Below are 19473 nucleotides of genomic sequence, written 5' to 3' on the forward strand. Positions count from 1 at the left end.
GGACCAGAGGGCCAGCGCATCTTCTCCCCCGCTCATGGCGGAGCCGCGCCCGAAAGAGCCCGAGCGCGAATGTGCGTTTCCTTCAGCCCATTTGTTTGTTGATTGCCCTGGAACGTCGTCGGTCCGGGGCCGGCCTTGTGCTCGAAAGACTAGTCCGTTTGCGCCAGCGTGCGAACGGATTCCTGCGCCGGATGCTTGCAACCTTTGTCGCAGGAGATCTGCGGCGAGTTATGCGCTCCGTGCAGGCCGAAAACGCCGCGTCTTCCCGTTTTCACAGGTTGCGGCGCCGTGTCTCATCCGTTTCGCCGCGCGTCACAAGCGGGAGAGGTATGAACAGGAACAATCGCTTGTTGCGCGCCGTTGTGCCATATCGAAATGGCATACCGCGTGCCGTTGTTGCCGATTCGAGGAAATGTCCGATGCGCCTGCCGATCTTGACCCTGACCGCGATTGCCTCGCTGTTTGCCGCGGCGGACGCCAGCGCACAGACCTATGATCCGCGCTACCCGGTGTGCATGCACGTCTATACGCCAGGCGGCTTCGCTGGCGGCGGCGGCGACTATTTCGACTGCTCCTTCACCTCGCTGCCGCAGTGCCGCGCCACGGCGTCCGGCCGCTCGGCAAGCTGCGACCTCAATCCCTACTATGCCTTCGAACCGCCGCCGCCTCCGCGCAAGCGTCACAGGAAACAGTACTAGCGATCCGCGATGCGGATTGGAGAGATGCTTGTCATGCGCAGCTCATTCGGTCTGATGGTGATCGTCGGTGCATTGATCGCGGCTGCGCCGGCGCAGGCGCAGACGTTCGATCCCCGCTTCCCGATCTGCATGCACGTCTATTCCGGCGCGAACGGCGGTGGTGGGGAATGGTACGACTGTTCCTTCATCTCGCTGCCGCAGTGCCGCGCCACGGCCTCAGGCCGTCCCGCGACCTGCGATCTCAATCCGTACTATCCGGTCAACGCTCCGCTGCCCCGCGCGCGCTACAGGCGCGGCGGCTAGCTCCGCACGATCACCGCTCGCCCGGCCACCAATTCGAGCGCGGTTCTTTTGCGGAAATTTTTGTCGTGCGGAGCGCGACCAGATGGCTGCGCTTGTAGGGGCGCCCCGCAAGCTCCGAGCACTGGCGGCAGCGCATGGCCCGCTCAAGCTCGTGGATCGGTGTCGACTTCCTCCGCCTGATGATGTCGAGCGCCACCGTCTGATGCGTCTCGCAGCCCAGGCACTTGACCTCGAGATAGCAGTAGCCCGCGTTGAGCGCGTCGCCCAGCGTCGGCGATGGCTGTGCGGGACCCCGGAACCCCAGCATCCGCTGATTCCAGGCCTCGCAGGCGAGGCGATCGGCCTCTTTACGCACGTCGGCCGCGCGCTCGGCCGCCGCCCGGACGGACGCACCATAAATTCGCTCGCGGGATTTGGTCGTCATGACGCGGCAACATGCCCGCGCTCGGGATATTTCGGCAAGCCGCTAGGAATAGTGGGTGTGGACGGCGTGGACGCAATCCGCGTTCCGCGCCGCTACTCCTTCTTGACCCCGGACAATTCCACAACCTTGCGCCAGCGCTCCGTCTCCGCGCTCAGCATGCTGCCGAACTTACTGGCGTTGCCGTGCAGCGGGATCGCGCCGAGCTCGGCGATGCGGGCCTTGATCTCGGTGTCGGACAGCACGGTGTCGATCTCGCGATTGAGCAGATCGACGATCTCGCGCGGCGTGTTGCTGGGAGCACCGACGCCGTAGAACGATGAGGTCTCGTAGCCGGGTAAGGTGTCCGCAATCGGCGGCACGTCGGGCAGGGTCTCCGAACGCTGGCGCGTGGTGACGCCGAGCGCGCGCAGCTTGCCGGCGCGCACCAGCTCGAACGACGAGGTGACGTTGTCGAACATGCCCTGGATCTGGCCGCTCATCACGTCGGTGAGGCCCGGCGCCGAGCCGCGATAGGGTACATGGGTGAACTGCATGCCGGCCATCGACTTGAACAGCTCGCCGGACAGATGCAGCGAGGTCCCGATGCCGGACGAGGCAATCGACATCTTGCCCGGGTTGGCTTTGGCATAGGCGATGAAGTCGGCGACATTCTTCACCGGCAGGTCGTTGTTGACGACCAGCACCAGCGGGATCCGTGCGAGCCCGGCGACCGGCGCGATGGCCTTGGCGAAATCGTAGGGTAGCGAGGGATCGAACGAGGCGTTGATCGCGTTCGCAGTCGAGGTCAGCAGCAGCGTGTAGCCGTCGGGCGCCGACGTGATCACGGCCTGCGTCCCGATATTGCTGCCGGCGCCCGGCTTGTTCTCGACCACAAAGGTCTGGCCGAGCCGGTCGGACAGGCGCTGACAGAGCAGCCGGGACAGCACGTCGGTCGCGCCCCCAGGCGCATAGGGCACCACCCATTTCACGCTGCGTGAGGGATAAGGGGGGTTGCCGGTCGCGAAGGTGCGCGGCGCGGCCAGCGTGGCGACGGTGCAGGCGGCGGTCTGAAGGAAATGTCGTCTGGTGATCACCATCGTGCCCAGTTCGGTTCGCTTGCAACCAAGGAGAGGGGACGCGCGCAGCGTGCCCGAATTGACTGGATTTGCTATCGCAATAATTGCGCCACGGTGCACCCCGATCCTGCCGGCTTGGTAAAGGATGACTGGAGTTAATCGCGCACTAACCGGCTTTTACCTTCTCTCTTAACACCTGGGCAGGGCGCGCCGGCTAAGCTGCCGCTACCTGCAGATACGTTCCGAGAGAATGAACGGCATGACTACCGGCGTCATCGAGCAACCAAAAGCCGCACGTGCGCCTTCGGCTTCAAGGATCTGGCTGAAGGCCATTGAGCTCACGGCGCGCATCGAGACGCTGCCGGGCCGCCTGTTTGCCGACGTCGTCGACGATTGGGCGCAGCGCCAGCCGGACCGCATTGCGCTGGTCGCCGACGAGACAACACTCGATTACGACGGCCTGTCGAAGCGGGTCAATCGCTATGCGCGCTGGGCGCGCTCGGTCGGCGTCGCCAAGAACGATACGGTTGCCCTGATCATGCCGAACGGCATCGACTATGTCGCGGCCTGGCTCGGCATCAGCCGGGTCGGCGGCGTGGTGGCGCTGATCAACACCAAGCTGGTCGGACAGTCGCTCGCGCATTGCATCGACGTCGCAAAGCCCTTGCATATCATCGTCGCGCATGAGCTGGCAGAAATGCTGGACGGCGCAGCGCCGCATTTGAAGGGGCAGGCAAAAGTCTGGACCCATGGCGATGCCCGCAGCGAGCGCGCCATCGACGTCGCGCTCGCTGCGCTCGACGATGCGCCGCTCTCGCCGGACGAGCACGGCGACGTCACGATCGACGACCGCGCGCTGCTGATCTACACGTCCGGCACCACAGGGCTGCCCAAGGCCGCCAGCATCAGCCATCGCCGCATCCTCAACTGGGGTTTCTGGTTCGCCGGCCTCGCCGGCGCCACGCCGCAGGACCGGCTCTATGACTGCCTGCCGCTGTTCCATTCGGTCGGCGGCGTCGTCGCGCCATGCAGCATGCTCGCCGCCGGCGGCTCGGTGGTGATCGCGGACAAATTCTCCGCCTCGCATTTCTGGCCCGACATCGTGCGGCACGACTGCACGCTGTTCCAGTATATCGGCGAGCTCTGCCGCTATCTGCTGAAATCGCCGCCGTCGGAATACGAGAACCGCCATCGGCTGCGGCTCGTCTGCGGCAACGGTTTGCGCGGCGACATCTGGGAAGATTTTCAGGCGCGCTTCGCCATTCCGCGCATCCTCGAATTCTATGCGGCCACGGAAGGCAATTTCTCGCTGTTCAACGTCGAGGGCCAGCCCGGCGCGATCGGCCGCATCCCGCCGCTGCTCGCGCACCGGTTTCCGGCGAGCCTGGTCAAGCTCGATCCCGATGGCTGTGCACCGCTGCGCAATGACGAGGGCTTTTGCATCGCCTGCGTCCGTGGCGAAGCCGGCGAAGCCATCGGCCGCATCGGCACGGCCGACGAAGGCGGTGGCCGTTTCGAGGGCTATACCGATGCCGGCGAGACCGAGAAGAAGATACTTCGCGACGTGCTCGTCAAGGGCGATGCCTGGTTCCGGACTGGCGATCTGATGCGGCTTGACGACAAGGGCTTTTTCCATTTCGTCGATCGCATCGGCGATACCTTCCGCTGGAAGGGCGAGAACGTCGCCACCTCCGAGGTGAACGACGCTGTGCGCGATTTTACCGGGGTGATCGATGCCACCACCTATGGCGTCAGCATCCCCGGCACCGACGGCCGCGCCGGCATGAGCGCGATCGTTGTCAACGAGGGCTTTGACATCGCCGCGCTGCCGGCTCATCTCGCCGCGCGCCTGCCGGCTTACGCCCGCCCGGTCTTCGTCCGCATCTCGCGCGAGCTCGATGCGACCGAGACCTTCAAGCAGAAGAAGGGCGAGCTGGCGCGGCAGGGCTTTGATCCGGCAGCGATCTCCGATCCGCTGTTCATGCTCGATCCGAAATCCGGCGCCTATGTCGCGCTCGAGTCAGGGGTGTTTACCAAGATTATCGACGGCACGATCAGGCTCTAGCGCTGCGGAAATCGCTAGGTAGGTCCAATTTTATCTGAATTGTCCAAGAAGCCATTTACCTCTGTCGGGTAAACAGACGGTCATGGGGAGGCGGTCATCAAGAGCCGCCGTAACATCGAAATCAATAAGAGCGAGCCAGCCATGTCGGTACGGTCCAAGGTCATTGAGGCGATCCAGCAGATCGCCAAAGAGCAACACGTGACGCTTCCTGCCCTCTCGGACGATCTGTCCCTGCATGAGACGGGCTTCGACTCGCTCGCCTTCGCCATTCTGGTGGCGCGCCTCGAAGACGAGATCGGCGTCGATCCCTTCACCATTTCCGAGGACGCAGCGTTCCCCGCCACAGTGGGCGATTTCGTGCGGGCCTACGAAAATGTCCCCGCGTGAGATCTTTGCGCTCCGCGACCATCTCAGCCCGGAGTTGACCGGCCGCACGCTGTCGGACGCGCACCATATGGTGTCGCTGACGGATATTCTGTCGCAGACGGTCCTCGGCGGCCGTCTGCACGAATTGTCCGGCCGTGCGGTGCTACTGAAATTGTCCGACCAGCTCCGGTCGGGTCTTGCCATGATCGAGCTCGACGGCGTCGCACGTCGCATGCTGCTGTGCCCGCCCGATCTCAATCCGGCGCATCTCGACGCGCTGATCGCCGATGCCGGCATCGATGCCGTCGTCACCGACGAGCCCGATCGCTGGACGGATGCCGGCGTGTCGCTGGTCGTCACCGCACAATTGCCGCTTCAGGCCACCATACCTGCCAGGACCGAGCGCGCCACCGAATGGCTGATGCTGACGTCGGGTACCTCGGGCGTGCCGAAAATCGTCGGCCATACGCTGGAGGCGCTCACCGGCGCCATCGTCGCCGAAGGTCCCGCGAAGGGGCCTGCACCAGTGTGGGCGACGTTCTACGACATCCGCCGCTATGGCGGCCTGCAGATCTTCCTCCGCGCCATTCTGTCCGGCGGCTCCATGGTGCTGTGCGATCCGCATGAGGCGCTCGGCGATCACGTCGCGCGGCTGAACGCGCGCGGCGTCTCGCACATCTCCGGCACGCCCTCGCACTGGCGCAAGCTCTTGATGAGCGGCGCGGCTGCCCAATTCGCCCCGCACTATGTCCGCCTCTCCGGCGAGATCGCCGACCAGGCGGTGCTCGACGGCCTCAAGGCGGCCTTCCCAAATTCCTCCGTCGGCCATGCCTATGCCTCGACCGAGGCTGGCGTCGGCTTCGCGGTCAATGACGGGCTTGAAGGCTTTCCAGCCGACTATCTCGGCAACCGCAACGGCGTCGAGATGAAGGTCGTCGACGGCTCGCTGCGGATTCGCTCGACGCGCACGGCGCATGCTTATGTCGGCCGCAGCGCCGCCGCGCTCACCGACGCGGACGGCTTCGTCGACAGCGGCGACATCGTCGAATTGCGTGGCGACCGCTATTATTTCGTCGGCCGCCGCGGCGGCATCATCAATATCGGCGGGCTGAAGGTCCACCCCGAGGAAATCGAGGCGGTGATCAACCGTCACCCTGACGTGCGGATGTCGCGGGCGAAGTCGCGGCGCAGCCCAATTACCGGCGGCATCGTCGTCGCCGACGTGATCCTCGCTGAAGGCACCGACCAGGCGTGGGTGAAGGAAATCCGCGACCAGATCCTGGAGCAGTGCCGCGCGCAGCTCGCGTCCCACAAGGTGCCGGCGGTGATCCGCTTCGTCGAGGCGCTCGACGTCACGCCGGCCGGCAAACTGGCGCGCACCGATGCATAATGTCCTCGTCACAGGCGGCAGCCGCGGCATTGGGCTAGCGATCGGCAAGCGCCTCGCCGGTGCCGGCTTCAACGTGATCGCGGCTGCGCGGCGCGAGAGCGACGAGCTCAAGGCGGCGGTCGCGGAGTCCGAAGGACGCCTGCACTTCCGCGCCTGCGATCTCGCCGTGATCGATGCGATCCCCGCTTTCGCAAAGCTCGTGCGCGACGAGTTCGGCCCGACCTTCGGCCTCGTCAACAATGCTGGCCTCGGCACCGAAGGCCTGCTCGCGACCATGCACAATTCGGAGATCGAGGCGCTGGTGCAGCTCAATGTGCTGTCGCCGATCATCCTCACCAAATATGTCGCGCGGCAGATGATGGCCGATGGCGCCGGTCGCATCATCAACATCTCCTCGATCATCGCGACGACAGGCTATAACGGCCTCTCCGTCTATGGCGCGACCAAGGCGGCTGCGACCGGCTTCACCCGCTCGCTCGCGCGTGAGGTTGGCAAGCTCGGCATCACCGTGAATGCGATCGCGCCCGGCTTCATCGACACCGAGCTCACCCACAATCTTTCCGACGAAGGCCGCAAGCGCATCGCCGGCCGCAGCGCGTTGCGCCGCCTGCCTGAGACGGACGACGTCGCGCGCATGGTGGAATATTTGCTCGGCGAGGGTGGCCGCAACGTGACCGGCACCGTGTTCACGATCGATGCGGGCAACACGGCATAAAGGAACCCGTCTGCCACAATTGAGTTGATCCGGCGCAATGACATCCCGCCGGATTTGGTCGTAAGATGCCCCGCAATCGATTGGGTTACGTCAATCGATCTGCCCTAATCGACAGGGAGCAGTCCATGACCGTGCAAGACATGACCGCTTCACATAAGGGCCAGGCCGAGCAATCTGGCGCGAAGCCTGACGACATCCATTGCCCGCCGATGGCCCATCAGAATTCCGGCGGTCACGGCTATGAAATATATCCGCAGCAGTTCGTGCGGCTGGTCGGCTGCCACGACGCCTCGCTCGAGGCGTTGCGCCAGCGTGAGGACGAGAAGCTGCACTAGGCGCTCACGTCTCCTGCTTCGGCAGGTCGATCCGTTCGTGTGAGAATTCCGGCGGCCCCTCGGTGAGGCGGCGGATGCGGCGTTCGCGTTCATCGACCGGCAAGGCGGGATCTAGCAGCCCTTCGATCTCGTGCACCGCGATCTCCTCGATCCGCGCGGCGCCGGATGCAACCGGGTGCGCCGATGCCGGCGCACTAGGTGCGATCTTCAGCCCGAGTTCGACCAGCTTGCAGATAGCAGCCGAACGCGACAAATGATGGGCTTCAGCCCAGGCATCGACGGCCGCCGTCAGCCTTTCCGGCATCTTCACCGCGCTGATCGGATCAAGTCCCGTGCGCCCCGGAGCCGTGGAGTGCCTGTTGCTGAAGTCGGACACCTCGATCATCCCGCGTAACTCTTGGAGATGCCGCCATCGTAGAGGTTGCTCCGGCCGGCTGTTTGACGCCGATCAATGATCGGCCGCGGCATTGCGGCGCTCTGCGATCTTGTTGTCCGGGCCAGTTTCGGCCAATGATCGAAACGGGCGCCGCCCGGCGAACCCGGATCGCTCCTGCCTCGTAGCTCTCTCGGACCGCTTCCCAACCATTCGGCATCCCCCGATGACATCAGGCGACTCCTTCTACGGCGGCATTCCCGTCTTCCGCGGCTTCACCAGCCTGATGGACCCCGCGCTCTATGCGCCACTGCCGGATGACTGGAGCATTGGCGTTGCTGACATCGTGGATTCGACCAAGGCGATCGCGGCGCAGCGCTACAAGGCGGTCAACATGGCCGGCGCCGCCGTGATCGCGGCGGTGACCAATGCGCTGAAGGGGCGCGAATTCCCCTTCGTGTTCGGCGGCGACGGCGCGAGCTTTGCAGTCGCGCCGTCCGATCTCGAAGCCGCGCGCGAAGCCTTGGCTGCGACCGCGACCTGGGTGCGAGAGGACCTCGATCTGAACATGCGCGTCGCGCTGGTACCGGTCAGCGCCATCCGTGCGCAGGGCCTCGACGTGCGCGTTGCACGTTTCGGTCCGTCGGCGAATTTGTCCTATGCGATGTTCTCGGGCGGCGGGCTCGCCTTCGCCGATGCCGCGATGAAGCGCGGCGAGTTCGCGGTCGCGGAGGCGCCAGCGGGCACGCAGCCCGATCTCTCCGGCCTGTCCTCCTGCCGCTTCGAGGTGATGCCGGCCGCGCGCGGCCTGATCCTGTCGGTGCTGGTGATGCCCGCGCGCGGTGCCGATCCCGCAGCCTTCCGCAAGGTGATCGAGGACATCATTCACCTCGTCGAGCGCAGCCCGGATGGCGGCCGTCCCGTCCCGCCGCAGGGCCCGCCGCTGAAATGGCCACCGCAGGGGCTGGACTTCGAAGCCCGCACCAAGCGCGGCGGTCCGCTGCTGGCGCGCAGAGCCGGGGTGTTGGCCTATACGCTGTTCGTCTATCTGATCATGCGTTTCGACCTCAAGGTCGGCGGCTTCGTGCCTGATGTCTACAAGCGCCAGGTGGTGGAGAACTCGGACTTCCGCAAATATGACGATGGCCTGCGCATGATCCTCGACTGCACGCCGCAGCTCGAGCGCGCCTTGAGCGAGCGCCTCGCGATGGCGGCGCGCGACGGCATCGTGCGCTACGGCCTCTACCAGCAGGACGCCGCGATGATGACCTGCTTCACGCCCTCGGCGCTGCGCAGCGACCATGTCCACTTCATCGACGGCGCGCGGGGCGGCTACGCCTCGGCGGCGACGGCGTTGAAGGCGATGATGGCGGCGGATTAGCGCCGGGTCCAGGTCTCGCCGCCACAGAGCGCGCCGACGCAGCCTTCGACCCGCAGCGAATCTGCGCCCGTGACCGTGACGCTGCTCGCATAGGTGCTGCCGTCATCGGCATTGTAGATCTGGCCCGACCATTTATTCGGCCCTGACGGCTGCATGCCGCTGAACAATGGCAGGCCGATCATCGGGCGTCTCGCGAGCGCGGGATTGGGGTTCTTGCTGTCGGTGGCGGGCTGGCCCGTCGCGGTGTCCATGGGTTCGCGCAGCCAGACGATGTGGCCGCAGATGCCGCCGCCGCACTTGCTGATCTTCACGCGCGCATCACCCGCCTGGGTGAGCCAGGTCCCATCGGCGCTCTGCGCATGGGCGGCCGGCGCGCCAAACAGCGCAGCCAGGATGACGGAAGGAATCGCGAATCTGCTGAGCATGGAAAAAGCCCCGAAAAATCGAGGTGCCTCCATAGCAGCCCGGCAGGATAGTGCAACGCCGGATTGAATCACATTCCTGCGCTTGATTCGCCTGCGCTCATTTGCCCCAGCGCGCGAACGCGACCGAAGCCGCGGTCAAGAACCCGAACACGACCATGGCGCCGCCGACCAGCGCAAACAAGGTCCAGGCCGGCGCCTGCGCCATCATCAGGCCGATCCCGCCGATCGCGACGATCAGCAGCCGTGCGGTGGAGGCCAGCACGGGGCCGCCGACGCGCGCGGCACCTTGCGAGGAGAAATACAGCGACACGCCCATGCCGAAGAATACGAAGGCGGGGCCGGCCCAGTGGAAATAGCTGTGCGCGGCGCCGGTGACGCCGGCATCCCTGGTGAACAGCGACACCCACGGCGCAGGATCGAGCGCGACGACGAGGCCGATCGTGCCAACCGCGAGACCCGAAGCCGCAGCCGCGGTCCAGGCGACGCGCCGCGCGCGCTTGATATGTCCGGCTCCCATTGCCATGCCGACCATCGGCACCGAGGCGATGCCGAAGGCGAAGGTGATCGGGATCAACAGGAATTCCAGCCGCGAGCCGATGCCGTAGCCGGCCAGCATCTCGGTGCCGAAGGTCGCCAGGATTTTCGTGAAGATCAAAATGGTGAGCACGGTCTGGAGCGGCGACAGGCAGGCCACCGCGCCGACTTTGAGGATGTCGAGGAACATCGCGCGCTCGAACTGGAAAGCGCGAAAGTTCAGCGCCAGCCGGCTGCGGCCGGACAGAAGATACCAGAGGAAGAAGACCGCGGTGCAACTGAATGCGATCAGCTGTCCGCTCGCAACGCCGGGCATGCCGAATTGCGGCACGCCGAACAGGCCGAGCCCCAGCGTCCCGCCCACGGCGATCTGAAGCACGCTCGCGCCGATCAGTGTCATCGACGGCAGGCGCATGTCGCCGGTGCCGCGGATCACCGAGGCGAGCGTGTTGACGAGCCAGATCGCGACCGCGCCCGAGAACAGCACCTGCGAATAGCCGCAGGCTTCCTCGAGCACGCGCTCGCGCCCGCCGAGCAGCGCGAAGAACGAGCGGCCGAAGGCGAGCATCATCGCCGTAAAGAAGAGTCCGCCGCAGAGGCCGATGATGGCGGCATGCAGCGCCAGCGTCGCCGCGCGGTCGCGATTCCCGGCGCCGAGCGCGCGGCTGATCGCCGACGACACACCGCCGCCCATCGCGCCCGCGCTCATCGTCTGCGTCAGCATCGCGAACGGAAACACCAGCGCGATGGCGGCGAGCGGGATGGTGCCGAGCCGGCCGATATAGGAGGTCTCGGCGATCGCAACCAGCGTGGTGCCGACCATCGCGATCATATTGGGGATTGCGAGCCGCAGCAGCGTAGGGAGGATCGGCGCCGTCAGCAGGCTCGCAATGGGGGAGGCGACCGGAGCACCCGGCGGCGCAGCGTCTAGCGGGGCGTCGATCGTCATGTGTCACCGGGTGAATTGCATGATGATCGACATATTATAGGACAACCGGCATCCGCGCCAGCCCTGCGTTCACGCAGGGCTCACCAGGGCAGGCCGCATAGGTCGATGGTGCCGAGCGTCGGCGCGCGGACGATCTCGAAAACGTAGGGCGCCATGTATTCGAAGCGGATCCGCCCCTCCGGCTGCTCGCAATAGACCTCGCCCTTGAAGGGCTGCCATCTGCGCGCCTCGTAGAATGCGTAATTGTGCGGTTCGCAGAACAGGAGCCCGAAGCGGACCGCCTCGTTGGCGCGCATGGTATGGACGGCTGCGTCGATCGCCATGGTGGCGTAGCCGCGCCTGCGCCGGTCTTCACGCGTGCAGACGCCGCCGATGCCGCCGACATGGACCTTCTGTCCGTTCCAGGTGATGGTGCGGAAGTAGACGCCGACGTGGCAAACGAGACCGTCCTCGGGGGTCTCGAGCAGCACGCGAAGATGGGCGTTCTCCCATTTGACGTGAGCCCAGGGCCTGCCCGCGATCATATGCGGTCCCCAGACCGCCTGATGCAGCGGCTCGGCGATCGGCCACGAGGCGTCGCCGTTCAAAATGTCGATCTCGATGCTCATGGCGTCCTTCACAGCTCTGCTTCGTGGCGCGTTTGTTCTGTCTTAAGCGCCTCAAAGGCAATGATATTTTATGGCGAACCGCAGGCTTGATCCACCCGGCCCGTTGCGACCAATTTGTGCATTCGGACGAAGTCACCCCATCACCCGTTTTCGTAAATTCTGAGGTATTTAATGCTGCAGGAACCTTCTATAAGGGGTGACCGTTAGAACTCGTTCCCCACCAGTTGCGGACAAGAAGCCATGACCTTTACGCTGCCCCCACTCCCCTACGCCTATGACGCCCTCGGCCAGTACATGTCGAAGGAGACGCTGGAATATCATCATGACAAGCATCATCAGGCCTACGTCACCAACGGCAACAACGCGCTCAAGGGGACCGAATGGGAAGGCAAGTCCCTTGAGGAGATCGTCAAGGGCTCGTTCGGCAAGAACCCCGCGGTGTTCAACAACGCCGGCCAGCACTACAACCACATCCACTTCTGGAGCTGGATGAAGCCCAATGGCGGTGGCACCAAGCTGCCGGGCAAGCTCGAGAAGAAGATCAACGAGGACCTCGGCGGCTTCGAGAAGTTCAAGACGGACTTCCAGGCCGCCGGCGTCGGCCAGTTCGGCTCAGGCTGGTGCTGGCTTCAGGTCAAAAACGGCAAGCTCGAGATCTCCAAGACCCCGAACGGCGAGAATCCGCTGGTGCATGGCGCCACGCCGATCCTCGGCTGCGACGTCTGGGAGCACTCCTACTACATCGACTATCGCAACCGCCGTCCCGACTATCTCAAGGCGTTCGTGGAAAACCTCGTGAACTGGGAATACGTCGAGTCCCTGTTCGAGAAGGCGTAAGGCCTTGCTGTCATTCCGGGGCGATGCGAAGCATCGAACCCGGGATCTCGAGATTCCGGGTTCGGCTTCGCCGCCCCGGAATGACAACAAAGGCGGTCGCATGCGCGGCCGCCTTTTTGCTGTGCGGAATTGACTGATTGGACCAGTCCTGCGCCGTGCGCGCACGGGTCTGTCATCACACCGTTTGCATCCCCTCGGCGCGGCCCTTAAGCAGGATGGGCATCACCTTCGATCCGACCAAACCCGTTGTCAGACCCTTTCCCGATAGACCCGGCGCCTGCCGAGGACGCGGAGTCCGAGCCGCGGCCGGGGCGTGCGCGCAAGCCGATCGGCTGGTCGACCATCATCATCGCAGCGCTGGTGGCGGTGAGCGCAGGTTTGGTCTGGCGCCGCGACGGCACCGACGGCGTCCTCGACATCCTCACCCAGGATCTCTCGCTGTTCTCAGGCATCCTGCCGCGCGTGCTGGCGGGCTGCCTGTTAGGAGCCTTCATCTCCGAGATCCTGCCGCACGAAAGAGTCTCGCGCTCGCTCGGGCCGAAATCCGGCCTGATGGGCCTTCTGATCGGCACTGCGTTCGGTGCGATCCTTCCCGGCGGGCCCTTCACTGCCTATCCCGTGGCGAGCGCGCTGCTTGCGGTCGGTGCCGATTTCGGCGCCACCATCGCCATGGTCGTGAGCTGGACCCTGATCGGCTATGGCCGCGCGGTCGCGTGGGAGATCCCGATCATGGGGACCGATTTCACGCTGTGGCGGATCCTGATCTCACTGCCGCTGCCGGTGCTCGCAGGTAGCCTCGGCCGTTTCGTCTATGTCCGGGTCTATCGGAAGCGCGAAAGCGACGAGGATGCCGCATGAGCGCGGCGCTCGTGATCGACATCCTGCTCTGGGGCTCGGTGCTCGGCGTCGGCCTGATCGCCTTTCGCAGCGGCCCTCCGGTATTCAAGACCTCGCTGCGCGAGGGCTCGATGGACTTCATCAACATCGTGCCGCGGATCGCGCTCGGGGTGATCGGCTCCGGGTACATCGCCGCCATCATCCCGCAGGAGGTGATCACCGGCTGGCTCGGCCCGGACTCTGGCTGGCTCGGGGTTGCGACCGCCGTGGTCGCCGGCGCCGCCACCCCCGGCGGGCCCGTGATCGGCTTCTCCATCGGAACGGTGGCGCTGAAGTCGGGCGGCGGGGTGCCGCAGGTGGTCGCCTACGTCGTTGCCTGGGCCCTGTTCGCCTTCCAGCGGGTGATCCTGTGGGAAATCCCGTTCATGCCGGCCCGTTTCGTCTGGTTCCGCTGCGCGGTGTCGGTGCCGTTTCCCTTCGTGGCGGCCGCCATCGCTATGGTGATCGGCAAGCCCTGAGGCGGACGTGGACAGACGTAATGTTATAATATAACGTCCTCGAATGGTTCCTGCCGCGTCCCACGTCCATCATCACGACCATGCTCACGGCCATTCCCATGACCATTCGCATGGGCACGACCATACCCATGCCCATGTCCACGATGCGACCTCGCCGCATCCGGCGCAGGACGCACCCTGGTCGATCCTGCGCATGACCATGGCCGGCCGCCTTTCGGCGGCTCTGGCGGTCTGCGCCGTGCTCTGGGGCATCGTCTTCCTGGCAATGAGGTGACCGTGGCGGCGCTGCACTTCCATAACGTCACGCTCGGCTATGACCGCCATCCAGCCGTGCACCATCTCAACGGCGAAGTCGCGCGAGGGGCGCTGGTCGCTGTCATCGGTCCGAACGGCGCCGGCAAGTCGACGCTGCTGCGCGGCATCGTCGGTATCCTCAAGCCGCTCGACGGCACCATCCATCTCGGCGGGTTAGACACCCGCGACATCTCTTATCTGCCGCAGAGCGCGGAGATCGACCGCAGCTTTCCGATCTCGGTGTTCGACTTCGTCGGCACCGGACTGTGGCGCGATGCCGGCCTGTTCGGCGGCATCGGCAAGGCCGCGCGCAAAAAGATCCTGCGCGCCATCGCTTCCGTCGGCCTCAGCGGTTTCGAGAACCGCCCGATCGGCACGCTCTCGGGCGGGCAGATGCAGCGCGTTCTGTTCGCGCGGGTGCTGCTCCAGGATGCGCGCCTGATCGTGCTCGACGAGCCCTTCAACGCCATCGACAGCAAGACCACCGCCGATCTGCTCGCGCTGGTGAAGCAGTGGCACGCCGAGGGCCGCACCGTGCTCGCCGCGCTGCACGATATGGAGATGGTGCGCACCCATTTCACCGAGACGCTCGTGCTGGCGCGCGGCCCCGTGGCCTGGGGCCCGACGGCGGAGGTGCTCACGCCGGAAAACCTGATGGTCGCGATGCGCATGTGCGAGGCCTTCGACGACAGCGCCGCGGCTTGCGCCGCGGACGATGTCAGTTCGCGCGCGGCGTGATCAGCGATGGCCTATGACGCGCTGATCGGTCCGTTCACCGAATTCGAATTCATGCGGCGGGCGCTTGCCGCCGTCATCGCGCTCTCGCTCGCCGGCGCGCCGATCGGCGTATTCCTGATGCTGCGGCGGATGAGCCTCGTCGGCGACGCCATGGCGCATGCGATCCTGCCCGGCGCGGCCGTCGGCTTTCTGCTGTCGGGGCTCAATCTCTTTGCACTGACCGCCGGCGGTCTGATTGCAGGCTTTGCGGTCGCGATCCTCGCCGGCGTGGTCGCGCGCTCGACCGGGCTGAAGGAGGACGCCTCGCTCGCGACGTTCTATCTGGCCTCGCTGGCGCTCGGCGTCACCATCGTCTCGATCAAGGGCACCAATATCGATCTCTTGCACGTGCTGTTCGGCAACATCCTCGCGATGGACGACCAGACGCTGCTGGTGGTCGCCTTCAATGCCACAATCACGCTCCTGGTGCTCGCGGTGATCTATCGTCCGCTGGTGATCGAGAGCGTCGATCCCTTGTTTTTGCGCACCGTGAGCCGCGCCGGCGGCCCCGCCCATCTTGCCTTCCTCGCGCTCGTCGTGATCAATCTCGTCAACGGGTTTCAGGCGCTCGGCACGCTGCTGGCGGTGGGGCTGATGATCCTTCCCGCAGGCATCGCACGGTTCTGGTCGCGCGATCTCACGGCGATGATGTGCATCGCCGTGATCGCCGCGGCCATCTCGGGTTACGCCGGCCTCGTGCTGTCGTTCCAGACCCGCGTGCCGTCGGGGCCCGCGATCATCCTGGTGGCGACGGTGATCTACGTCCTCTCCGTGCTGTTCGGTCGCGTCGGCGGCATCGTCAGGCAGATGTTTCCCGGTCGGCATCTGGAGGCGTGAGGATGCGCTTCCTTCTGCTCCTTGCCTTGCTGCTGATGACCTCGCCACTCCATGCCGCGGAGCGGCTCAACGTGGTCGCAAGCTTCTCGATCCTTGCCGATTTCGTCCGCAACGTCGGCGGCGACCGGATCGATCTGACCACGCTGGTCGGGCCCGACAGCGACGTGCACGTCTATACGCCGGCGCCGGGGGATGCGAAACGGATTGCGGCGGCAAAGCTCGTCGTCGTTAACGGGCTCGGCCTCGAGGGCTGGCTGCCGCGTCTCGTCCAGTCATCCGGGGCGCAGGCACAAGTGGTCACCGCGAGCGCCGGCATCGCCCCCCTCAAGCTCGGCTCGGCCGCGGATCCCCACGCTTGGCAGTCCGTGCCGAATGCCAAGATCTACGTGACCGACATCGCCAACGCACTGGCTGCAGCCGACCCGGATGATGCCGAGTTCTTCCGCGGTCAGGCCAAGGCCTATCTGGAAAAGCTCGAAACCCTCGATCGCGAGGTCCGCGACGCCATCGCCAAAATCCCGGTGGAACGGCGCAAGGTGATCTCCACCCATGACGCCTTCGGCTATTTCGCCGCTGAATACGGCGTTCAGTTCGTGGCGCCGCTCGGCGTTTCCACCGAAACCGAGCCCAGCGCGCGGGACATCGCGGCCATCATCGGCCAGATCAAGGCTCAAAAAATCCCGGCCGTGTTCCTGGAAAATATCAGCGACGACCGCCTGATCCGGCGGATCGCGGCGGAGACCGGCGCCAGGGTCGGCGGGACCTTGATTTCGGACGGTTTGACCGGCGAAAAGGGGCCTGCACCCACTTACATTGACATGGTCAGGCACAATATAAAGGCCCTGACCAGCGCGCTTGACCATTAAGGGCAGGGGCCACCCCGCCTCGCGTCGCGCGAAAAAGCCCGAAGCCGGAGTTGTTATGTCTGAAGCGACCTCCCAGAAAATTCCCGTGACCGTCCTGACCGGCTATCTCGGCGCCGGCAAGACCACGCTGTTGAACCGCATCCTGTCGGAGAACCATGGCAAGAAGTACGCCGTCATCGTCAACGAATTCGGCGAGATCGGCATCGACAACGACCTCATCATCGGCGCCGATGAGGAAGTGTTCGAGATGAACAACGGCTGCATCTGCTGCACCGTGCGCGGCGACCTCGTGCGCATCATGGACGGGTTGATGAAGCGCAAGGGTAAGTTCGACGCCATCATCGTCGAGACCACCGGCCTTGCCGATCCGGCGCCGGTTGCCCAGACCTTCTTCGTCGACGAGGACGTGCAGAAGAATGCCCGGCTCGACGCGGTCGTCACCGTCGCCGACGCCAAATGGCTGTCCGATCGTCTGAAGGACGCGCCCGAGGCCAAGAACCAGATCGCGTTTGCTGACGTCATCGTGCTGAACAAGACCGACCTCGTCAACAAGGGCGAGCTGGCCGAAGTCGAGGCCCGTATCCGCGGCATCAACCCCTATGCGAAACTCCATCGCACCGAGCGCTGCTCGGTGGCGCTGGCCGACGTGCTCGATCGCGGCGCGTTCGACCTCGACCGCATCCTCGACATCGAGCCGGATTTCCTCGAAGCCGACGATCATGACCACGACCATGATCATCACCACCATCACGGCCACGACCATCATCACCATGATCACGGCCAGGGTCATGGTCACGGCCTGAAGCACTATCACGATGAGGACATGCAGTCGCTCTCGCTGAAGACCGACAAGCCGCTCGATCCCAACGTGTTCATGCCCTGGCTCCAGAACCTGGTGCAGGTCGAGGGCGGCAAGATCCTGCGCTCCAAAGGCATCCTCGCCTTCCACGATGACGACGACCGCTACGTCTTCCAGGGCGTCCACATGATGCTGGAGGGCAATCACCAGAGGAAGTGGAAGGACGGCGAGAAGCGCGAGAGCCGCCTCGTCTTCATCGGCCGCGAATTGCCCGAGAAGGCCATTCGCGAGGGCTTTGAGAGCTGCATCGTCTCGTGATGAAAGAGTTTACGCCGGCCCCCGATTCCGCCTCGATCGTCTCCGTCACCGATCGCGTCAAGCGCGTTGCGCTCGGCATGGGCGTGACCTCGGTGCATTTCCTCGGCCTCCGCGCCGCCTTCGTCGGCGGTGAGGAGAACGTCGCGTTCGTCGACGCAAAGGGTGAGGTCAGCACCGTCGCCGTGCACAGCGGCGGCATTCTGTCGGCCGCCTCTGACGGCAAGCGTCTCATCATGGGCGGCGACGACGGCAAGGTCGTCTCGCTCGATGCGAAAGGCGAAGTGACGCTGCTCGCCACCGATCCGAAGCGGCGCTGGATCGACGCGGTGGCAGTGCAGCCCGACGGCGCCTTCGCCTGGTCGGCCGGCAAGACCGCCACCGTCAAGAGCGGCAAGAACGAACAGAAGTCGCTCGACGTGCCCTCGACCGTCGGCGGGCTCGCCTTCGCGCCGAAGGGCCTGCGGCTTGCGATCGCGCATTACAACGGCGCGACGCTGTGGTTTCCCAACATGGAAGGCTCGGCCGAATTTCTGCCCTGGGCCGGCTCGCATCTCGGCGTCACCTTCAGCCCGGACAACAAGTTCCTGGTCACCTCGATGCATGAAGCGGCCCTGCATGGCTGGCGGCTCGCCGACAACAGGCACATGCGCATGACCGGCTATCCCGGCCGCGTCCGCTCGATGTCCTGGAGCGCGGGTGGCAAGGGGCTTGCGACTTCTGGCGCCGACACCGTCATCATCTGGCCGTTCGCCAGCAAGGACGGGCCGATGGGCAAGGAGCCCGCGATGCTGGCGCCGCTGCAGGCGCGCGTGTCCATCGTCGCCTGCCATCCGAAGAACGACATCCTCGCCGCCGGCTACAGCGACGGCACCGTGCTAATGGTGCGTCTGGAAGACGGCGCCGAGATTCTGGTCCGCCGCAACGGCACCCCGCCGGTGTCCGCGCTCGCCTGGAATGCCAAGGGCACGCTGCTGGCGTTTGCGGATGAAGGTGGGGATGGCGGCCTGCTCGAGCTTTGATCTGTCATGGTTCCGGCCGTATAGGGGACCATGCGATTTCTGACGACCTTCCAGCTTGCTGATTTCATCGACACGCTGGTCAGCCTGTTCACGGCCTTCGTGCTGGGCACGCTGATCGGTGCGGAGCGGCAATACCGCCAGCGCACCGCGGGCCTGCGCACGAACGTGCTGGTCGCGGTGGGAGCGGCCGCCTTCGTCGATCTCGCCATGCAGCTGGACGGCGCCGACGGTGCCGTGCGGGTGATCGCCTATGTCGTCTCCGGCATCGGCTTTCTCGGTGCCGGCGTCATCATGAAGCAGGGCATGGACGTGCGCGGGCTCAATACCGCGGCGACGCTGTGGGCTTCGGCTGCTGTCGGCTCCTGCGCGGGCGCCGACATGGTCGCGCAGGCAGCCGCCCTGACCGTGTTCGTCATCGCCGGCAACACGCTGCTGCGCCCGCTGGTCAACGCCATCAACCGCATCCCACTGAACGAGAAGGCGCTGGAGGCGACCTACTATTTCAAGCTGGCGGTCTGCCCCGATGCGCTGCCCGACATGCGCGACCGCCTCGTCGACAAGCTCGAGGCCGCGAAATATCCGGTGGCCGATATCGAGGTCGCCGAAATCGGCGAGGACAATCTGGAGATCGTCGCGAAGCTCGTTGCCACCGCGGTCGACCCCAACGAGCTGAATACGGTGGCGACCGATCTTCAGCACTTGCCGGGCGTGCGTCACGCCACCTGGGAAGTCAGCACGACCGAGTGAGCG

24 protein-coding genes are annotated in these 19473 nt (G+C 65.1%); 18 read left to right on the forward strand and 6 right to left on the reverse strand.

The window, feature by feature from the left end; genetic code table 11:
* The first annotated feature begins 419 nt into the window (after nt 1-419).
* Entirely contained in the window at nt 420-698 is a 279-nt protein-coding gene (locus ACVWY3_RS34260) for a DUF3551 domain-containing protein (RefSeq protein ID WP_456842395.1), read from the forward strand.
* Nucleotides 699-731: 33 nt separating this feature from the next.
* Nucleotides 732-1001, forward strand: a complete 270-nt coding sequence (locus ACVWY3_RS34265; protein ID WP_456842396.1) for a DUF3551 domain-containing protein — start codon at nt 732-734, stop codon at nt 999-1001.
* A 10-nt stretch (nt 1002-1011) separates the two neighbouring features.
* On the opposite strand, the gene ACVWY3_RS34270 is transcribed toward ACVWY3_RS34265, so the two are convergent.
* Both ACVWY3_RS34270 and ACVWY3_RS34275 read right to left on the reverse strand, forming a co-directional pair.
* Nucleotides 1012-1425, reverse strand: a complete 414-nt coding sequence (locus ACVWY3_RS34270) for a hypothetical protein (protein ID WP_456842397.1) — start codon at nt 1423-1425, stop codon at nt 1012-1014.
* A gap of 92 nt (nt 1426-1517) precedes the next feature.
* Nucleotides 1518-2498 (reverse strand): Bug family tripartite tricarboxylate transporter substrate binding protein, encoded by a 981-nt coding sequence (locus ACVWY3_RS34275; RefSeq protein ID WP_456843528.1) that lies wholly within the window; start codon nt 2496-2498, stop codon nt 1518-1520.
* A 232-nt stretch (nt 2499-2730) separates the two neighbouring features.
* Here ACVWY3_RS34275 and ACVWY3_RS34280 point away from each other — a divergent pair, with 232 nt between their 5' ends.
* The 5 genes from ACVWY3_RS34280 to ACVWY3_RS34300 all read left to right on the forward strand — a co-directional run bounded on the left by ACVWY3_RS34280 (nt 2731) and on the right by ACVWY3_RS34300 (nt 7351).
* A complete protein-coding gene (locus tag ACVWY3_RS34280; protein ID WP_456842398.1) occupies nt 2731-4545 on the forward strand; it encodes a long-chain-acyl-CoA synthetase in 1815 nt (604 codons plus the stop codon).
* Nucleotides 4546-4686: 141 nt separating this feature from the next.
* Complete coding sequence (locus tag ACVWY3_RS34285; protein WP_370137778.1) at nt 4687-4932, forward strand: acyl carrier protein; 246 nt, start codon at nt 4687-4689, stop codon at nt 4930-4932.
* Nucleotides 4919-6301, forward strand: a complete 1383-nt coding sequence (locus ACVWY3_RS34290; protein WP_456842399.1) for a class I adenylate-forming enzyme family protein — start codon at nt 4919-4921, stop codon at nt 6299-6301. Before ACVWY3_RS34285 ends, ACVWY3_RS34290 begins: the two co-directional genes overlap by 14 nt.
* Nucleotides 6294-7016, forward strand: coding sequence for an SDR family NAD(P)-dependent oxidoreductase (locus ACVWY3_RS34295; protein ID WP_456842400.1), 723 nt, complete (start codon nt 6294-6296; stop codon nt 7014-7016). The genes ACVWY3_RS34290 and ACVWY3_RS34295 overlap by 8 nt, the downstream gene beginning before the upstream one ends.
* A 125-nt stretch (nt 7017-7141) precedes the next feature.
* Complete coding sequence (locus ACVWY3_RS34300) at nt 7142-7351, forward strand: hypothetical protein (protein WP_456842401.1); 210 nt, start codon at nt 7142-7144, stop codon at nt 7349-7351.
* Nucleotides 7352-7355: 4 nt separating this feature from the next.
* On the opposite strand, the gene ACVWY3_RS34305 is transcribed toward ACVWY3_RS34300, so the two are convergent.
* Nucleotides 7356-7736 carry a hypothetical protein gene (locus ACVWY3_RS34305; protein ID WP_456842402.1) on the reverse strand — a complete coding sequence of 127 codons (381 nt, stop codon included), beginning with the start codon at nt 7734-7736 and terminating at the stop codon, nt 7356-7358.
* A gap of 214 nt (nt 7737-7950) precedes the next feature.
* Here ACVWY3_RS34305 and ACVWY3_RS34310 point away from each other — a divergent pair, with 214 nt between their 5' ends.
* Complete coding sequence (locus tag ACVWY3_RS34310; protein ID WP_456842403.1) at nt 7951-9105, forward strand: DUF3095 domain-containing protein; 1155 nt, start codon at nt 7951-7953, stop codon at nt 9103-9105.
* Here the strand turns inward: ACVWY3_RS34310 and ACVWY3_RS34315 are convergent.
* The 3 genes from ACVWY3_RS34315 to ACVWY3_RS34325 form a co-directional block, all read right to left on the reverse strand.
* A complete protein-coding gene (locus ACVWY3_RS34315; RefSeq protein ID WP_456842404.1) occupies nt 9102-9530 on the reverse strand; it encodes a DUF2147 domain-containing protein in 429 nt (142 codons plus the stop codon). The genes ACVWY3_RS34310 and ACVWY3_RS34315 overlap by 4 nt on opposite strands.
* A gap of 97 nt (nt 9531-9627) precedes the next feature.
* Complete coding sequence (locus ACVWY3_RS34320; protein ID WP_456842405.1) at nt 9628-11013, reverse strand: MATE family efflux transporter; 1386 nt, start codon at nt 11011-11013, stop codon at nt 9628-9630.
* Nucleotides 11014-11093: 80 nt separating this feature from the next.
* Entirely contained in the window at nt 11094-11621 is a 528-nt protein-coding gene (locus ACVWY3_RS34325; RefSeq protein ID WP_456842406.1) for a GNAT family N-acetyltransferase, read from the reverse strand.
* A 240-nt stretch (nt 11622-11861) separates the two neighbouring features.
* Here ACVWY3_RS34325 and ACVWY3_RS34330 point away from each other — a divergent pair, with 240 nt between their 5' ends.
* The 10 genes from ACVWY3_RS34330 (at nt 11862) to ACVWY3_RS34375 (ending at nt 19470) form a co-directional block, all read left to right on the forward strand.
* Complete coding sequence (locus tag ACVWY3_RS34330) at nt 11862-12458, forward strand: superoxide dismutase (protein ID WP_027573470.1); 597 nt, start codon at nt 11862-11864, stop codon at nt 12456-12458.
* 246 nt (nt 12459-12704) lie between these two features.
* Nucleotides 12705-13316 carry a permease gene (locus ACVWY3_RS34335; protein WP_456842407.1) on the forward strand — a complete coding sequence of 204 codons (612 nt, stop codon included), beginning with the start codon at nt 12705-12707 and terminating at the stop codon, nt 13314-13316.
* Entirely contained in the window at nt 13313-13813 is a 501-nt protein-coding gene (locus ACVWY3_RS34340) for a hypothetical protein (protein ID WP_456842408.1), read from the forward strand. The genes ACVWY3_RS34335 and ACVWY3_RS34340 overlap by 4 nt, the downstream gene beginning before the upstream one ends.
* Nucleotides 13814-13856: 43 nt before the next feature.
* Entirely contained in the window at nt 13857-14087 is a 231-nt protein-coding gene (locus ACVWY3_RS34345) for a hypothetical protein (protein WP_456842409.1), read from the forward strand.
* A 2-nt stretch (nt 14088-14089) separates the two neighbouring features.
* On the forward strand, nt 14090-14845 hold the full coding sequence (locus ACVWY3_RS34350) for a metal ABC transporter ATP-binding protein (RefSeq protein WP_456842410.1): 756 nt from the start codon (nt 14090-14092) through the stop codon (nt 14843-14845).
* A 6-nt stretch (nt 14846-14851) separates the two neighbouring features.
* The gene (locus ACVWY3_RS34355; RefSeq protein WP_456842411.1) at nt 14852-15721 is read left to right on the forward strand and encodes a metal ABC transporter permease; all 870 of its coding nucleotides are present in this window, start codon (nt 14852-14854) and stop codon (nt 15719-15721) included.
* 2 nt (nt 15722-15723) lie between these two features.
* On the forward strand, nt 15724-16587 hold the full coding sequence (locus ACVWY3_RS34360; RefSeq protein WP_456842412.1) for a metal ABC transporter solute-binding protein, Zn/Mn family: 864 nt from the start codon (nt 15724-15726) through the stop codon (nt 16585-16587).
* Between the two features lie 55 nt (nt 16588-16642).
* Nucleotides 16643-17704, forward strand: coding sequence for a CobW family GTP-binding protein (locus ACVWY3_RS34365; RefSeq protein ID WP_456842413.1), 1062 nt, complete (start codon nt 16643-16645; stop codon nt 17702-17704).
* Nucleotides 17704-18723: a WD40 repeat domain-containing protein gene (locus tag ACVWY3_RS34370; RefSeq protein WP_456842414.1), complete on the forward strand. Its 1020-nt coding sequence runs from the start codon at nt 17704-17706 to the stop codon at nt 18721-18723. Before ACVWY3_RS34365 ends, ACVWY3_RS34370 begins: the two co-directional genes overlap by 1 nt.
* 30 nt (nt 18724-18753) lie before the next feature.
* Nucleotides 18754-19470 (forward strand): MgtC/SapB family protein, encoded by a 717-nt coding sequence (locus ACVWY3_RS34375; RefSeq protein ID WP_456842415.1) that lies wholly within the window; start codon nt 18754-18756, stop codon nt 19468-19470.
* The last annotated feature ends 3 nt before the right edge of the window (nt 19471-19473 follow it).

The organism is Bradyrhizobium sp. USDA 4486 (genome assembly GCF_054057995.1).

Coding starts and splice junctions, on each gene's coding strand:
- ACVWY3_RS34290 (WP_456842399.1), top strand. CDS start 4,919: ATGTCCCCGCGTGAGATCTTTGCGCTCCGCGACCATCTCAGCCCGGAG.
- ACVWY3_RS34375 (WP_456842415.1), top strand. CDS start 18,754: ATGCGATTTCTGACGACCTTCCAGCTTGCTGATTTCATCGACACGCTG.
- ACVWY3_RS34330 (WP_027573470.1), top strand. CDS start 11,862: ATGACCTTTACGCTGCCCCCACTCCCCTACGCCTATGACGCCCTCGGC.
- ACVWY3_RS34305 (WP_456842402.1), bottom strand. CDS start 7,736: ATGATCGAGGTGTCCGACTTCAGCAACAGGCACTCCACGGCTCCGGGG.
- ACVWY3_RS34345 (WP_456842409.1), top strand. CDS start 13,857: ATGGTTCCTGCCGCGTCCCACGTCCATCATCACGACCATGCTCACGGC.
- ACVWY3_RS34340 (WP_456842408.1), top strand. CDS start 13,313: ATGAGCGCGGCGCTCGTGATCGACATCCTGCTCTGGGGCTCGGTGCTC.
- ACVWY3_RS34315 (WP_456842404.1), bottom strand. CDS start 9,530: ATGCTCAGCAGATTCGCGATTCCTTCCGTCATCCTGGCTGCGCTGTTT.
- ACVWY3_RS34280 (WP_456842398.1), top strand. CDS start 2,731: ATGAACGGCATGACTACCGGCGTCATCGAGCAACCAAAAGCCGCACGT.
- ACVWY3_RS34310 (WP_456842403.1), top strand. CDS start 7,951: ATGACATCAGGCGACTCCTTCTACGGCGGCATTCCCGTCTTCCGCGGC.
- ACVWY3_RS34360 (WP_456842412.1), top strand. CDS start 15,724: ATGCGCTTCCTTCTGCTCCTTGCCTTGCTGCTGATGACCTCGCCACTC.
- ACVWY3_RS34270 (WP_456842397.1), bottom strand. CDS start 1,425: ATGACGACCAAATCCCGCGAGCGAATTTATGGTGCGTCCGTCCGGGCG.
- ACVWY3_RS34365 (WP_456842413.1), top strand. CDS start 16,643: ATGTCTGAAGCGACCTCCCAGAAAATTCCCGTGACCGTCCTGACCGGC.
- ACVWY3_RS34265 (WP_456842396.1), top strand. CDS start 732: ATGCGCAGCTCATTCGGTCTGATGGTGATCGTCGGTGCATTGATCGCG.
- ACVWY3_RS34295 (WP_456842400.1), top strand. CDS start 6,294: ATGCATAATGTCCTCGTCACAGGCGGCAGCCGCGGCATTGGGCTAGCG.
- ACVWY3_RS34370 (WP_456842414.1), top strand. CDS start 17,704: ATGAAAGAGTTTACGCCGGCCCCCGATTCCGCCTCGATCGTCTCCGTC.
- ACVWY3_RS34260 (WP_456842395.1), top strand. CDS start 420: ATGCGCCTGCCGATCTTGACCCTGACCGCGATTGCCTCGCTGTTTGCC.
- ACVWY3_RS34320 (WP_456842405.1), bottom strand. CDS start 11,013: ATGACGATCGACGCCCCGCTAGACGCTGCGCCGCCGGGTGCTCCGGTC.
- ACVWY3_RS34300 (WP_456842401.1), top strand. CDS start 7,142: ATGACCGTGCAAGACATGACCGCTTCACATAAGGGCCAGGCCGAGCAA.
- ACVWY3_RS34285 (WP_370137778.1), top strand. CDS start 4,687: ATGTCGGTACGGTCCAAGGTCATTGAGGCGATCCAGCAGATCGCCAAA.
- ACVWY3_RS34355 (WP_456842411.1), top strand. CDS start 14,852: ATGGCCTATGACGCGCTGATCGGTCCGTTCACCGAATTCGAATTCATG.
- ACVWY3_RS34325 (WP_456842406.1), bottom strand. CDS start 11,621: ATGAGCATCGAGATCGACATTTTGAACGGCGACGCCTCGTGGCCGATC.